The following is a 13,694-nucleotide window of genomic DNA, read 5'->3' as shown; positions in this document are numbered from 1 at the left end:
GCCAAGGCGGCCAGCCTTGGCCGCAGCCCGCGCCTTGCGCTGCATCCCGCTGCCACCCCGGCGCACAGCCGATTTCTCGGTTTCAGTGGACTAGTAGTCCGTCATGGACCACCCCGACCTGCAGGGCCTGCGCCGCTTCACCCTGGCCACCGGCGACGCCCATGGCCTGTACGCCGGTTTCGGCTTCACCGCGCCGCTGCGCCCCCAGTCGCTCATGGAGCGCTACTTTCCCGCCCTCTACGAGACCGGCGCTGCGGCACCCTGACTTTCTGCGGCTTGTGTAGCCTGCCTGACAGCGCCCGCCGCGCAGGCGGCCTACAGTGGGCTTCCCTTACAAGACATTCCAGGAGACACGCCCCATGATCGCCATCCCCTCCCTGCAAGAAAGCGTCAGCCCCGAAGAGTGGCAGCTGCGCTGCGACCTGGCCGCCTGCTACCGCCTGGTGGCGCTGTACGGCTGGAGCGACCTGGTGTTCACCCACATCAGCGCCAAGCTGCCCGAGTCGGTCTCGGGCCCCGAGCACCAGTTCCTGATCAACCCCTACGGCCTGATGTTCGACGAGATCACGGCATCGAGCCTGATCAAGGTCGACATGCAGTGCAACAAGCTGCACGACTCGCCCTTCCCCGTGAACCCGGCCGGCTTCGTGATCCACAGCGCCGTGCACGAGGCCCGGGCCGACGCGCAGTGCGTGCTGCACACCCACACCCGCGCGGGTGTGGCCGTGAGCGCGCAGAAATGCGGCGTGCTGCCCATCAGCCAGCAAAGCACCTTCGTGCTCGCCTCGCTGGCCTACCACAGCTACGAGGGCGTGGCCTTTCGCGACGAGGAAAAGCCGCGCCTGCAGGCCGACCTGGGCGAGGCCAACTTCCTCATGCTGCGCAACCACGGCCTGCTCACGGTGGGCAAGTCGATCGCCGATGCCTTCCTGTCGATGTACACCTTCGAGAACACCTGCCGCATCCAGATCGACGCCCAGGCCGGCGGCGAGCTCAACCCGGTGGACCCGCAGATCGTGAGCGGCGTGGCCCAGGCCATGCGCGTGCAGACCGGTGGTCTGGGCGGCGCCTTCGTCTGGCCGTCACTGTTGCGCAAGGCGCAGCGCGACGCGCCCGGTTACGACAGCTGACATCTGCCTGCCGCCTTTACCGGCCAGGTCATGCAAAAGACGGGCGCAGCGCATAGGATCGGGGGTTCCTGCCGCATTCAACCCAGAGGAACCAAAAATGAAGCTCTACTACTCTCCTGGCGCCTGCTCCCTGTCCCCGCACATCGCCCTGCACGAGGCGGGCCTGGCCTACACCCCCGTGCTGGCCAGCACCAAGAGCCACAAGCTGCAGGATGGCACGGACTACTACACCATCAACCCGCTGGGCTACGTGCCCATGCTGGAGCTGGACGATGGCACGCGCCTGCGCGAAGGCCCGGCCATCGTGCAGTACATCGCCGACCAGGTGCCGCTGAAGATGCTGGCGCCCCAGAACGGCTCGCTGCAGCGCTACCGCCTGCAGGAGTGGCTGACCTTCATCGGCACCGAAATCCACAAGGGCTTCAGCCCCCTGTTCAACCCCGCCACGCCCGAGGAATACAAGACCATGGCGCGCGAGAAGCTGCTGCAGCGCCTGCAGTGGGTGGACGGCCAGCTGGCCGACAAGCAGTACGTGATGGGCGAGCAGTTCACCGTGGCCGACGGCTACCTGTTCACCGTGACCAACTGGGCCAAACCCACCAACGTGGACATCTCGGCCTTCACCCACCTGGCGGCCTACCGCGACCGCGTGGCCGCCCGCCCCGCCGTGCAGGAAGCCATGAAGGCCGAAGGCCTGCTCAAGTAAGCAGCAGCCCTCTGGAAAGGGCGGTCAACGCCCTTTCCAGGGCACGAAGCGCTGCTCCAGCCAGCGCATCAGCCAGTCGAAGGTCCAGGCCACCAGGCCGATGACCAGGATGCCCATCACCACCACGTCGGTGCGCAGGAAGTTGGAGGCGTTGAGCACCATCTGCCCCAGCCCGACGGTGGCCGCCACCATCTCGGCGGCCACCAGCGTGGTCCAGCCGAAGCCGATGGCGATGCGCAGGCCCACCATGATCTCGGGCAGCGCGGCCGGCACGATCACATGCCACACCAGCTGCCAGCGGCTCGCGCCCAGCGACAGCGCGGCATTGATCTGCTCCACGCTGGCACTGCGCACGCCGGCCTTGGCGGCCAGCGCGATGGGCGCAAAACACGCCAGGTAGATCAACAGGATCTTGGACGCCTCGTCGATGCCCAGCCAGATCACGATCAGCGGCAGGTAGGCCAGCGGCGGCAGCGGGCGGTAGAACTCGATGGGCGGGTCGAACACGCCGCGCGCCACGCGGCTCACACCCATGGCGATGCCCACCGGAACGGCCGTGGCGGCGGCCAGCGCGAACGCGCCGAACACGCGGATCGCGCTCCACTGCAGGTGCTTCCACAGCGGCTCACCGCCCTGGATATTGCCGCGCCAGGCATCGCCGAAGGCGCGCAGCACGGCCTCGGGTGCGGGCAGGAACAGCGGCGGCACCCAGCCGCGCTGGGTGGCCAGCCACCACAGCGCCACCAGCGCCGCCACGGTGGCAGCGCTGATGGCCTGGCTGGGCCCGCTGCCGGGCAGCCGAAAGGGCGCGACGGCACGCGGCAGCGGCGGCGTGGCGGGCTCCACCGGCACGGCGGCCCCGGGTGCATCGCGGCCGATGCCCGGTATCACCAGGATCTGGCTCATGGCGTCAGGCATGGGCCGGCTCCCCGTTCGCCACGCTCGGCGCGATCCAGTCCAGCACGCGCTCGCGCCAGGCGATGAACTGCGGGTCCGACTTCACGGCCCGCGCGGGCCGACCCGCCAGGTGCTGGCGGTTGAAGTCCAGCGCATGCTGCTGCGCGATGCGGCCCGGGCGCGGCGTCATCACGATGAGGCGCGAGGCCAGGAACAGCGCCTCCTCCACGTCGTGGGTGATGAAGAAGAGGGTCTTGCCGGTGCGCTCCCACAGCTGCAGCACCAGCTCCTGCAGCGATTCGCGCGTGAAGGCGTCGAGCGCGCCCAGCGGCTCGTCCATGAGCAGCACGTCGGGGTCGCTGGCCAGGGCGCGGGCAATGCCCACGCGCTGCTGCATGCCGCCCGACAGCTGCCACACGGGTGCCTCGGCAAAGCCCTCCAGGCCCACCAGGGCCAGCTTGTCGGCGGCCCGCTGGCGCCGCTCCGCGCGCGGCACGCCGCGCAGGCGCAGGCCCAGCGCCACGTTGTCGACCACGTTGAGCCAGGGCATGAGCGCATGCTTCTGGAACACCACGCCGCGCTCGGCACCGGGGCCCGTCACCTCGCGCCCATGCAGCGTGATGCGGCCCGAGGAGGCCTCGGTGAAGCCCGCGATGCAGTTGAGCAGCGTGGTCTTGCCGCAGCCCGAGGCGCCGAGCGCCACCACGAGCTCGCCCTGGGCGATATCGAGATCCACGTCCTGCAGCGCGAGCACGGGCGATGGGGCCTGGCGCGCGCCCGCATAGCGCACGTTCAGGCCGGTGATCCGCAGCCCGCCCGGGGCTGTGGCGATGCCGGCAGTGTCATTTGGCACGCCGGACCCAGGCCGGGTTCACGCCCACGGCGTAGTCGGGCAGCACGTTCTGGATGGTGCCCTGCTCCTTGAGGAAGGCCGCCGTGGCCGCCAGCGACTTGGCCACGCCCGAATCCTTGCCGCCGCCCAGCCACTGGTTCGATGCCTGCTCGGTGGGCGGCACGAAGGCGTACAGCGCCAGGCTGGCGGGCACGGTGGGTGCCTCGGCCCCGCTCCACTTGGCCAGGGACTTGACCTCGGCCGCATCGGCATTCCACGCGGCCTTGTTGCCGGTGTAGGCCTTGTCGGCATCGGCCAGCACCTGCACGAACTGCGCGAGGAAGGCGTCGTGCTCCTTGGCGAAGGCCTTGGTCACGGCCAGGCCGTCGAAGGTCGCCTTGCCGGTCTTGGCGGCGATCTGGCCCGAGGTCACGATGACCTTGCCGTTGCCCTTGACCTTGGCCAGCACCGGGTCCCAGACGAAGGTGGCGTCGATGTCGCCGCGCTCCCAGGCCGCCAGGATCTCGGGCGGGCGCAGGTTCAGGATCTGCACGCCCTTGGGGTCCACGCCCGCGTCCTGCAGCGCCACCAGCGCGTGGAAGTGCGTGGTCGAGACGTAGGGCAGGCCGATCTTCTTGCCCTTCAAGTCGGCCAGGCTGTTCACGCCCGCGCCGTTGCGCGCCACCAGGGCCTCGGCATCGTTGATGTTGTCCAGCACCCAGAACACCTCGATGGGCACGCCCTGCGAAATGGCCGAGGCGAACGGCGAGGAACCCGCCTCGCCGATGTGGATGGCCCCCGAGGCCAGCGCGCGCACCACCTCGGCGCCGCTGCCCAGCTTGCGGTAGGTGACCTTGTAGCCCGTGCGCTTCTCGACCTCGCGGGTCTCCTGCGCATGGCGCCACGGCACCACCATGTCCTGGTAGCCGATCACCACCTCGCGGGTCTGCGCCAGGGCGCCGAAGCCCAGTACCGTGCCCATCAACAGGGCCGCGGCCTGGATGCTTGTTCTGCGTGTTGCCATCGGGAATGTGTCCTCTCGGGGATCCATGGGAATCGACCGGGCGCGCGCACCCGGCATGAGAGAAAAATTCTAGGCAGCAGGGGCCCCGGCGCCTTGCACTGCTTTCGCGCTTGGATATGCGAAAAGCGTCTATCGGTGGCTACGCGGCAGGGGCCAGCGGCTTCTGCCGCGACGCCACCAGCGCCCCTGCCCACAGCGCACAGGCCGAGAACACCAGCCCGCGTGCCAGGCCGCCGGGGCCGTCGGCGATCCAGCCGACCACCGTGGGCCCCACGATCTGCCCGGCCGCGAAGACGATGGTGAAGGCGCTGATGCCGCTGGCCCACAGCGCCTGCGGCAGGTTGTGGCGCACCAGCGCCGTGGTGGAGGCCACCACCGACAGGAACACCGCCCCGAACAGCAGGCCCGAGGCCAGCACCACCGGCCAGGCGGAGGTCAGCGCCGGCAGCACCGTGGCCACGCCCAGCAGGCCGTTGAGCAGCGCCAGCGCCTGCCCGCCGCGGCTGCGGTCCAGGAGGCCCGCCCAGATGCGCGAGGACAGCACCACCGCCAGGCCCAGCAGCGCATAGAACCAGGTCACGGCCGTGCCGCTCGCTCCCTGCTCGCGCAGCAGCGCCACCACGAAGGTCATGTAGCCGATATAGCCCACGCCGAACAGGCCATAGCCCAGCAGCGCCGGGGCAAAGGGCGCCCAGCGCATGCCACCGGTCGCCGCCTGCGCCGAGGATGCGGCTGCAACCGGTGCCGCCAGGGCCTGCAGCGCCCGCGCCGGCCACAGCAGCACCAGCGTGGCCGCCACGCAGGCCAGGGCCAGCGCCCACCAGGCCCAGGCCCAGGGGTGCGGGCCCGGTGCGGTGGCCAGCACCGCCGGCACCAGCACCGCCGAGAGGCTGATGCCCCAGCCCGTGCCGCCGTAGTACAGGCCCAGCAGCAGCCCGCTGCGCCCGGGCTGCTGCGCCCCCAGCCGCGCCGCGAGCAGGCCGCCGCAGACGAAGACCAGCGCGCTCGCCACCCCCGCCAGCAGGCGCTGCAGCAGCAGCGGGGCAGCCTCCACGAAAAAGCCGCACAGCCCCATGAACACCGTGGCCAGCACCGAGCCTGCCACGAGTACCGTGCCGGGCGCCAGGCGGCGCAGCAGCCAGGGGGTGGCCAGTGCGCCCAGCAAGTAGCCCAGTGCATTCACCGTGTTCATGGCCCCGGCCAGCGTGTACGACCAGGCCAGGTCGGCGCGCATGGGCGGCAGCAGCAGCGCGTAGGCAAAGCGCGTGATGCCGAGCGAGACGGCAGCCCCCATGGACAGCGCCACCGCCAGCCACAGGCCGTTGCGCAGCAGGTGGGAAGAAGGCGCTGGAACGTCGTTGCTCATGGCGGCCATTGTGCCGCGCAGGGCATCGCCAGGCTGTCGCCCCGGGCGCCCGGAAATAGCACAAATCCCTTGCCCTTGGTTACAGCGGTCCACTGCAGGCTTCACGATTTGCGACTAGGCTTGTCCATCTTTCCCGGCCTCCGCGGCCTTCCTCCAACACGAAAGAAAGCACCACCGCATGTCCACACCTTCGCTTTTCGATCCCATCCAGGTCGGTGACATCCACCTGGCCAACCGCATCGCCATGGCACCGCTCACGCGCAACCGGGCGCCCAATGCCGTGCCGGCCGAGATCACGGCCACCTACTACGCACAGCGCGCCAGCGCCGGCCTGCTGATCACCGAGGCCACGGCCATCAGCCACCAGGGCCAGGGCTATGCCGACGTGCCGGGCCTGTACGGCACCGAGCAGCTCGATGCCTGGAAGAAGGTCACCGCGGCCGTGCACGAGGCCGGCGGCAAGATCGTGACCCAGCTGTGGCACGTGGGCCGCATCTCGCACAACGACCTGCAGCCCGATGGCGGCGCCCCCGTGGCGCCCTCAGCCCTCATCGCCAAGTCCAAGACCTACCTGATCGACCGTGAGACCGGCAAGGGCAGCTTCGCGCCCACCTCGCAGCCGCGCGCGCTCGACGCGTCAGAGCTGCCCGGCATCGTGCACGCCTACGCCGCCGCCGCCCGCAACGCCGTGGAGACCGCCGGCTTCGATGGTGTGGAGATCCACGGCGCCAACGGCTACCTGCTCGACCAGTTCCTCAAGACCGGTGCCAACCAGCGCACCGACGATTACGGCGGCAGCATCGAGAACCGCGCCCGCCTGCTGCTCGAAGCCACGCGCGCCGCAGTCGACGCCGTGGGCGGCGGCAAGGTCGGCATCCGCCTGTCGCCCGTCACGCCTGCCAACGACATCGTAGACGCGGACCCGCAGCCCCTGTTCGACTACGTGGTGCGCCAGCTCGCCCCGCTGGGCCTGGCCTACATCCACGTGATCGAAGGCGCCACCGGCGGCCCGCGCGAGCTGCCCGACCGCCCCTTCGACTACGCCGCCCTCAAGGCCGCCTACCGCGCAGCCGGCGGCAAGGGTGCCTGGATGACCAACAACGCCTACGACGCCGGCCTGGCCGAGCAGGCCGTGGCCGATGGCTCGGCCGACATCGTGGCCTTCGGCAAGCTGTACATCGCCAACCCCGACCTGGTCGAGCGCCTGCGCAAGAAGGCCCCGCTCAACGCCTGGGACCAGAGCACCTTCTACGGCGGCGGCGAAAAGGGCTATACCGATTACCCCACGCTCGCTGAGGCGACGTAAGTATCTACCCCAGCCCTATCGGGCTGGGGGCCCGCATCACGATGCGGGTGAACAGGCGGTCATAGGCCCCATCGCGGGCCGGCCCCTGCGCCAGCGGATTGGCGTTGCTGGCAAACGCCGCATCCACGGCCGCCCAGTCCTGCGCCTCCAGGTGTGCATGGGCTGCGGGCAGCACCACGGTTTCCTCGATCCGCATGTGCTCCAGGTAGAAGGCCACATAGCGCTGCAGGGCCTCCTCGAAGGCGCTGCGCCGCGTTTCTCCCAGCAGCTCCCAGGCCAGCAGCAGGTGCTGCAGTTCGCGCACCGCGGCCTCGCCGCCCGCATGCTCGCGCTCGAGCTGCGCAATGGCCGCTGCCGCCTCGGGTGCGCGCTCGGCCACGCGCGGGAACAGCCACTGCGACTCCTTGGGGTGATGCTGGCGCTCGGGAAACTCGTCGATGTAGAACAGCATCGCGCGCATCACATCGAAGAACGCGGCCGGTGCATCGGCCGGCCCCCGGTCCAGCATCAACTGCAGCGAGCGCAGCACCGCTGCCAGCGACGCGTGCTCGTCGCGGATGGTCCGCACACTGGCATGAGGCATGGCCTTGCTCCCAAAATTTCCATGGACCCAAGGGTGCCATGCCGGTGCCCGGGCCGACCTGACGCAGGTCAATGAAAGCCCCATGAAAAAGGCCCCGCTCGCCGAAGCGTGCGGGGCCTTGCCCTGGCGGCAGCCGTGGGGCTGCGTCAGCGTGCCAGCAGCTGGCGCGAGGCCGCGGGCGCGCGCAGCGCTGCAGGGCGCTGCGGCTGTGCCACCGGGCCGCCACCATGGCCGCCATGGCCCATCGACTCGGCGAGCTGGAACTGCTGCACCACCTCCGACAGGCGCGCCGCCTGCTCGCGCAGCGACTCGGCCGCCGCGGCGGACTCTTCCACCAGCGCCGCGTTCTGCTGCGTCATGCGGTCGATCTCGCCCACCGACTGGTTCACCTGGCCGATGCCGGCCGACTGCTCGGTGGCCGCCGCCGTGATCTCGCCGATGATGTCGCCCACGCGCTGCACGCTGGCCACGATCTCCTTCATGGCTGTGCCCGCGTCTTCCACGTGGCGCACGCCGCCGTCCACGGCGGTCACGCTGTTGTGGATCAGGCCCTTGATGTCGCTGGCCGCAGCGGCCGAGCGCTGGGCCAGGCTGCGCACTTCCGACGCCACCACGGCAAAGCCACGGCCCTGCTCGCCCGCACGGGCGGCTTCCACGGCCGCATTCAGCGCCAGGATGTTGGTCTGGAAGGCGATGGAGTCGATCAGGCCGATGATGTCGCCGATCTTGCGGCTCGATGCCGAGATCTCCTGCATGCTGGCCACGGCCTGCTGCACCACCGAGCCACCGCGCGTGGCGGTGTTGGAGGCCGAGGCCGCCAGCTGGTTGGCCATCTGCGAGGACGATGCCGTCTGCTGCACGGTGGAGGTCAGCTGCGACAGCGAGGCCACGGCCTCCTGCGCGTTGCTGGCCGTCTGCTCGGTGCGCTGCGACAGGTCCTGGTTGCCGGTGGCGATCTCCTGGCTGGCCGTGGCGATGTTGCCGCTGGCATCGCGCACCTGCGCCACGAGCGCGCCCAGGCCCTGCTGCATGTCGCCCAGCGCGCGCTGCAGGTCGGCCACCTCGTCCTTGCCGTCGGCCACGATAGGCTGCGACAGGTCGCCCCCGGCAATCGCCTGCGCCATGCGGCGCGCATCAGCCAGCGGGTTGCAGATGGAGATCATGTTCAACAGCGTCAGCGGCACCACCACCACCACGGTGATCAGCACGGCCAGCACGAACAGCCACTTGGTCTGGCTGGTCACCTTGCCCTGTTGTTCCACGGCCTGGGTCACGTCGGCGCGCAGCACCGTGTCGAGCTGCACCATGAGCTTGTCGGCCTGGTCGAACTCGGCCACGGCCTTGCCGCTCATGCGGTTGGCGATGGTGGCCGTGTCGTAGCCACCAGCTTCGAGCTGGCGCGCCACATGCGCGAACTGCTCGCGGTAACTGTCCAGGCGCTTGATGATGTCGCGCACCACCGCATTGTTCGCGTCCTCAGGCCCTTCGAGCAGTTGGGCCGCGACCTTCTTGGCCTTGTCCTGGCTGGCCAGCCACTTGGCGTGTGCAGCCTTCACGACCTCGGGCTTCTCGTAGCCGATGATCATGTCCTTCTCGAGCTGGCGGATGGTGCCCATCTCGCCGCGCAGCTCGGCCATGTGGCCGACTTCGGCAAACGAGTGGGACATGAAGTCCTCGCTGAGCGCCGCAATGCGGAACATGCCCAGCATGCCGGCCCCTCCGAGCAGGCCCAGCAGCCCCAGCACCACGGCAATGGCGCCCAGCATTCGGAACCGAATGGTGAACTGCCGCATGAGCGCGAATAGATTCATGTCTGTCATCCTTCATTGGTGTGTGTGCCGGTGCCGGACTGCAAGGGATACCCTGCCATGCAAGGCACCCTGCCCCCGTGTCCGCCCGACTGCAACAAAACGTTGCAGTTTGCCAGACATGTGTGACCATGCGCCATACGTGTTTATCACATGCGCCAGCGCTTGAGTAAGAGGGCATTCGCCATCACGCTCACCGAGCTGAGTGCCATCGCGGCGCCCGCCACCACCGGGCTCAGGTAGCCCAGGGCCGCGAGCGGGATGCCGGCCACGTTGTAGGCGAAGGCCCAGAACAGGTTCTGGCGGATCTTTTGCACCGTGCGGTGCGAAATGTCGAGCGCTGCCGCCACCAGCCGGGGGTCGCCGCGCATCAGCGTGATGCCTGCCGCATGCATGGCCACGTCCGTGCCGTTGCCCATGGCCATGCCCACGTCGGCGGCGGCCAGGGCCGGCGCATCGTTCACGCCGTCGCCCACCATGGCCACCACATGGCCTCCCTGTTGCAATGCAGCCACCCGCGCCGCCTTGTCGCCCGGCAGCACCTCGGCCATCACCTCGCCCGCTGCCGCATCGAGCCCCAGTCGGCGCGCCATCGCCTCGGCCGCGCCGCGGTTGTCGCCCGAGACCATCACCGTGCGGATGCCGCGGGCCTTCAAGGCCGCCAGCGCCTCGCGCGCACCCCGCTTGGGCTCATCGCCAAACGCCAGCAGCGCGCGCAAGGCCAGGCCCTGGGCCGTGCGCTCGGCCATGGCCGAGACGGTGGCGCCTTCGGCCTGCAGGGCCTGGGCACGCGCTGCCAGGGGCCCCAGGTCGACCCCCAGCTCCTGCATCCAGCGCAGGCTGCCCACCAGGACGCTGGCGCCCTGCACCTCGCCCTCCGTGCCGCGCCCGGGCACGGCACGCACCGCACCGGGGGCCTGTACCACCAACTGCCGCGCCTGGGCGGCCCGCACCACGGCGCGCGCCAGTGGGTGTTCGCTGCCGCTCTGCAGCGCAGCGACCGCCGCCAGGGCCTCGCCCTCGTCCACGCCCGGCACCACCTCGAAGGCCGTCACCCGCGGCTGCCCCACGGTCAGCGTGCCGGTCTTGTCGAAGGCCACCGTGTCCACCTGGTGCGCGCGCTCCAGGGCCTGCGCGTCCTTGATCAAAATGCCATGCTTCGCCGCCACCCCCGTGCCCGCCATGATGGCGGCCGGCGTGGCCAGGCCCAGCGCGCAGGGGCAGGCGATCACCAGCACCGCCACCGCGTGGATCAGCGCCGCCTCCAGGCCCGCGCCGGCCCACAGCCAGCCCAGCAAGGTGGCCAGCGCAATCGCCAGCACCACCGGCACGAACACGGCCGAGACCTTGTCCACCAGCCGCTGCAGCGGCGCCTTGGCGGCCTGCGCATCCTCCACCAGGCGGATGATGTGCGCCAGCACCGTCTCGGCACCCACGGCCGTCACCGCCATCACGATGCGGCCATCGCCGTTGATCGACCCGCCCGTGAGCGGCGCACCCACCTCGCGCGCCACGGGCAGGGGTTCGCCGGTCAGCATGGACTCGTCCACCTGCGTGTGGCCCTCGTGCACCGTGCCGTCCACGGGGATGCGCTCGCCCGGGCGCACCACCAGCCGGTCGCCCACCAGCACCTCGGCCACGGGCACGTCCACCTCACCGGCCTTGCCCAGCAGGTGCACCACGTCGGGCCGCAGCGCGTGCAGCGCGCGGATGGCGGTGGTGGTCTGGCGCTTGGCGCGTGCCTCCAGCCACTTGCCCAGCAGCACCAGCGTGACCACCACGGCCGAGGCCTCGAAGTACAGGTGCGGCGCATGGCCAGCATGCGCCGTGAGCCACAGCCACACCGACAGGCCCCAGCCCGCGCTGGTGCCCAGCGCCACCAGCAGGTCCATGTTGCCCGTCAGCGCCTTCAGCGCGTGCCAGCCCGCCCTGTAGAAGCGCGCCCCCAGGATGAACTGCACCGGCGTGGCCAGCGCGAACTGCAGCCACGCGGGCAGCATCCAGTCCTGCCCGAAGAGATCGCCCGCCATGGGCAGCACCAGCGGGGCCGACAGCGCCAGCCCCACGCCCACCGGCAGGAAGCCGGCCCAGGGCGACAGGTCCTCGGCCGCATCGGCCTGCCCCGGCGCCAGCGGCTCATAGCCGGCATCGCGCACGGCACGGCGCAGCCGCGCCTGCAGCGCCGCGGCATCGCTGCCCTCGGGCACCGCCATGGCCACACGGGCCGATTCGGTGGCCAGGTTCACGGCCGCGTCCTGCACGCCCGGCACCTTGCGCAGCGCGCGCTCCACGCGGCCCACACAGCTCGCGCAGGTCATGCCGCCGATGCCTAGGTCGAACTGCTGCTGCGCTGCAGCAGAGGGGGAAGGGGAAAGGGTTGTGCTCATGGCCTGGAAGTTACAGCTTGCCATGGTGTCAAGGTCAAGCCCTTGCCGCAGATCAAGTCGGCGCCTTGTCCGATAGAGCCGCCGGGCGGCCGGTGGTCGAATTTTCTCCATGACAAGCCCCACACCCCCACGGGCGCGCACCGGCCAGGCCCCGAAGCCCCTGGACCGCGCCGAATTCCGCGAACGCTTTCTTCTCGACTTCCAGGACCCGCGCTTTGCCGACGAGGCCGGCGACGCCCTGGACCGCATCGAGGCCATCGCCTGGCGCAACTACGACGACAACCGCAAGGCGCCGCGCACGCGCAAGGCCGGGCCCGGCTACGCCGACCCCGACTACGACCTGTCGGTCGACTGGCTCGAGGCCAAGGAGCGCATCGACGCGGCGCGCCAGCGCTGGGCCGACCCCGCCAGCCCCTCGCGCGTGCTGCTGGTCTGCGGCTCGGCCCGCAACGACGGCACCTGCCCCGGCGAGATCTCCAAGAGCTGGCGCATGCTGAACATGGCGCGCGACGTGCTGGCCGCCGAACACATCGAGATCGACCTGCTCGACCTGAGCCGCGTCACCTCCGACTACGGGCGCCACATCCACCCTTGCAAGGGCTGCGTCTCCACGGCCATGCCGCTGTGCCACTTCCCGTGCAGCTGCTACCCCAACCATGCCACACGCCAGACCGGCGACTGGATGAACGAGATCTACGAACGCTGGACCGCCGCACACGGCGTGATGATCATCACCCCCGTGTACTGGTACCAGGCGCCCAGCCCGCTCAAGCTCATGATCGACCGCCTGGTCTGCGCTGACGGCGGCAACCCCGACCCCACCAGCACCCACGGCAAGAAGTCTGCCGAGGCCAAGGCGCTGGAGCTGGCCGGCTGGGGCTACCCCAAGCACCTGGAGGGCCGCACCTACGCCCTGGCCGTGCACGGCGACGTGGCCGGCATCGAGATGACGCGCCGCGGCCTGTCGGACTGGCTCGACTGGATGGGCTTCATCGACGCCGGCCAGGCCGCCCGCCTGGACCGCTACATCGGCTACTACGAAAGCTATGCCGAAAGCCATGAGGTGCTGGACCGGGACACGGCCATGCAGGCCGAGATCCGTGGCGCTGCCCAGGCCCTGGCGGTGGCCGTGGGCGAGCTGCGCGCAGGCCGGCTCTCGCGCCCCGATGCGCACGTGAAGCGCGCCCGGCCCAAATAGGCCCGAAAAAGGCGGTTCGCACCAAGGTCTTGGCATAGCGCTTGACCTTGCCACCATGTGAAGGTTTACGCTCCCTGCCATCCCATCGATTTTCAGCAAGGAGCCTTCCATGACAGCACCCGCCACCACCTCTTACGACTTCCAGGTCCAGGGCATGACCTGCGGCCACTGCGAGCGCGCCGTGACCCAGGCCGTGCAGGGCGTGGACCCCGACGCCACCGTGCGCATCGACCGCGCCAGCGGCAGCGTACATGTGGCGCACAGCAGCGCCGACCGCGCAACGCTGGCCGCCGCCATTGCCGGAGAAGGCTACGCCGTCGCAGCATGAGCAAGACCGACTGGCCCGTGCCCATCGGCGAGGCCGCGCGCCGCGCCGGGGTTTCGGCACGCATGGTGCGCCACTACGAATCCCTGGGCCTGGTGGCCGGCGTGGCGCGCACCGACAGCGGCTACCGCC

General features: G+C 70.2%; 13 protein-coding genes and 1 pseudogene. 7 read left to right on the top strand and 7 right to left on the bottom strand.

Annotation, left to right across the window (positions count from 1 at the left end; translation table 11 throughout):
* Positions 1-97: 97 nt before the first annotated feature.
* The 3 genes and pseudogenes from PMI14_RS11410 to gstA all read left to right on the top strand — a co-directional run.
* Positions 98-265 (top strand): annotated as a pseudogene (locus PMI14_RS11410) (GNAT family N-acetyltransferase); the annotation flags it as partial.
* 94 nt (positions 266-359) lie between these two features.
* Complete coding sequence (locus tag PMI14_RS11405) at positions 360-1,130, top strand: class II aldolase/adducin family protein (RefSeq protein WP_007854277.1); 771 nt, start codon at positions 360-362, stop codon at positions 1,128-1,130.
* 97 nt (positions 1,131-1,227) lie between these two features.
* Positions 1,228-1,836, top strand: a complete 609-nt coding sequence (gene gstA, locus PMI14_RS11400; protein WP_007854273.1) for a glutathione transferase GstA — start codon at positions 1,228-1,230, stop codon at positions 1,834-1,836.
* A gap of 24 nt (positions 1,837-1,860) precedes the next feature.
* Here the strand turns inward: gstA and PMI14_RS11395 are convergent, their stop codons facing one another.
* From PMI14_RS11395 to PMI14_RS11380, 4 genes are all read right to left on the bottom strand, one after another.
* Complete coding sequence (locus PMI14_RS11395) at positions 1,861-2,754, bottom strand: ABC transporter permease subunit (protein ID WP_007854270.1); 894 nt, start codon at positions 2,752-2,754, stop codon at positions 1,861-1,863.
* Positions 2,747-3,586: a taurine ABC transporter ATP-binding protein gene (locus tag PMI14_RS11390; RefSeq protein ID WP_007854267.1), complete on the bottom strand. Its 840-nt coding sequence runs from the start codon at positions 3,584-3,586 to the stop codon at positions 2,747-2,749. Before PMI14_RS11390 ends, PMI14_RS11395 begins: the two co-directional genes overlap by 8 nt.
* Complete coding sequence (tauA, locus tag PMI14_RS11385) at positions 3,576-4,589, bottom strand: taurine ABC transporter substrate-binding protein (protein WP_007854264.1); 1,014 nt, start codon at positions 4,587-4,589, stop codon at positions 3,576-3,578. The genes PMI14_RS11390 and tauA overlap by 11 nt, the downstream gene beginning before the upstream one ends.
* Positions 4,590-4,728: 139 nt before the next feature.
* Entirely contained in the window at positions 4,729-5,955 is a 1,227-nt protein-coding gene (locus tag PMI14_RS11380) for a YbfB/YjiJ family MFS transporter (RefSeq protein ID WP_035203386.1), read from the bottom strand.
* A 178-nt stretch (positions 5,956-6,133) separates the two neighbouring features.
* On the opposite strand from PMI14_RS11380, the gene PMI14_RS11375 reads away from it, so the two are divergent.
* Positions 6,134-7,261 (top strand): alkene reductase, encoded by a 1,128-nt coding sequence (locus tag PMI14_RS11375; protein ID WP_007854261.1) that lies wholly within the window; start codon positions 6,134-6,136, stop codon positions 7,259-7,261.
* Between the two features lie 4 nt (positions 7,262-7,265).
* Here PMI14_RS11375 and PMI14_RS11370 read toward each other — a convergent pair whose 3' ends face one another.
* The 3 genes from PMI14_RS11370 to PMI14_RS11360 form a co-directional block, all read right to left on the bottom strand.
* Entirely contained in the window at positions 7,266-7,844 is a 579-nt protein-coding gene (locus PMI14_RS11370; protein ID WP_007854259.1) for a hemerythrin domain-containing protein, read from the bottom strand.
* Between the two features lie 146 nt (positions 7,845-7,990).
* On the bottom strand, positions 7,991-9,655 hold the full coding sequence (locus PMI14_RS11365; RefSeq protein ID WP_007854257.1) for a methyl-accepting chemotaxis protein: 1,665 nt from the start codon (positions 9,653-9,655) through the stop codon (positions 7,991-7,993).
* A gap of 146 nt (positions 9,656-9,801) precedes the next feature.
* Positions 9,802-12,039: a cation-translocating P-type ATPase gene (locus tag PMI14_RS11360; protein ID WP_007854256.1), complete on the bottom strand. Its 2,238-nt coding sequence runs from the start codon at positions 12,037-12,039 to the stop codon at positions 9,802-9,804.
* Positions 12,040-12,148: 109 nt separating this feature from the next.
* On the opposite strand from PMI14_RS11360, the gene PMI14_RS11355 reads away from it, so the two are divergent.
* The 3 genes from PMI14_RS11355 to PMI14_RS11345 form a co-directional block, all read left to right on the top strand.
* Positions 12,149-13,237 carry a flavodoxin family protein gene (locus PMI14_RS11355; RefSeq protein ID WP_007854254.1) on the top strand — a complete coding sequence of 363 codons (1,089 nt, stop codon included), beginning with the start codon at positions 12,149-12,151 and terminating at the stop codon, positions 13,235-13,237.
* Between the two features lie 109 nt (positions 13,238-13,346).
* Positions 13,347-13,565, top strand: a complete 219-nt coding sequence (locus PMI14_RS11350; RefSeq protein WP_007854253.1) for a heavy-metal-associated domain-containing protein — start codon at positions 13,347-13,349, stop codon at positions 13,563-13,565.
* The coding region (locus PMI14_RS11345; protein ID WP_007854251.1) for a MerR family DNA-binding transcriptional regulator at positions 13,562-13,694 on the top strand (133 nt) is incomplete at its 3' end. The genes PMI14_RS11350 and PMI14_RS11345, both read left to right, overlap by 4 nt.

The sequence above is a fragment of the Acidovorax sp. CF316 genome (genome assembly GCF_000276605.1).
GTDB lineage: Bacteria > Pseudomonadota > Gammaproteobacteria > Burkholderiales > Burkholderiaceae_C > Acidovorax.
The sequence above is the reverse complement of the archived record's forward strand: the minus strand, read 5'-3'. Positions and strand labels throughout refer to the sequence as shown.

Bases quoted from the DNA above. Each gene is read 5' to 3' on its own strand.
- PMI14_RS11395 (WP_007854270.1), bottom strand. From the start codon at position 2,754: ATGCCTGACGCCATGAGCCAGATCCTGGTGATACCGGGCATCGGCCGC.
- PMI14_RS11375 (WP_007854261.1), top strand. From the start codon at position 6,134: ATGTCCACACCTTCGCTTTTCGATCCCATCCAGGTCGGTGACATCCAC.
- PMI14_RS11360 (WP_007854256.1), bottom strand. From the start codon at position 12,039: ATGAGCACAACCCTTTCCCCTTCCCCCTCTGCTGCAGCGCAGCAGCAG.
- PMI14_RS11350 (WP_007854253.1), top strand. From the start codon at position 13,347: ATGACAGCACCCGCCACCACCTCTTACGACTTCCAGGTCCAGGGCATG.
- gstA (WP_007854273.1), top strand. From the start codon at position 1,228: ATGAAGCTCTACTACTCTCCTGGCGCCTGCTCCCTGTCCCCGCACATC.
- PMI14_RS11355 (WP_007854254.1), top strand. From the start codon at position 12,149: ATGACAAGCCCCACACCCCCACGGGCGCGCACCGGCCAGGCCCCGAAG.
- tauA (WP_007854264.1), bottom strand. From the start codon at position 4,589: ATGGCAACACGCAGAACAAGCATCCAGGCCGCGGCCCTGTTGATGGGC.
- PMI14_RS11370 (WP_007854259.1), bottom strand. From the start codon at position 7,844: ATGCCTCATGCCAGTGTGCGGACCATCCGCGACGAGCACGCGTCGCTG.
- PMI14_RS11365 (WP_007854257.1), bottom strand. From the start codon at position 9,655: ATGAATCTATTCGCGCTCATGCGGCAGTTCACCATTCGGTTCCGAATG.
- PMI14_RS11405 (WP_007854277.1), top strand. From the start codon at position 360: ATGATCGCCATCCCCTCCCTGCAAGAAAGCGTCAGCCCCGAAGAGTGG.
- PMI14_RS11380 (WP_035203386.1), bottom strand. From the start codon at position 5,955: ATGAGCAACGACGTTCCAGCGCCTTCTTCCCACCTGCTGCGCAACGGC.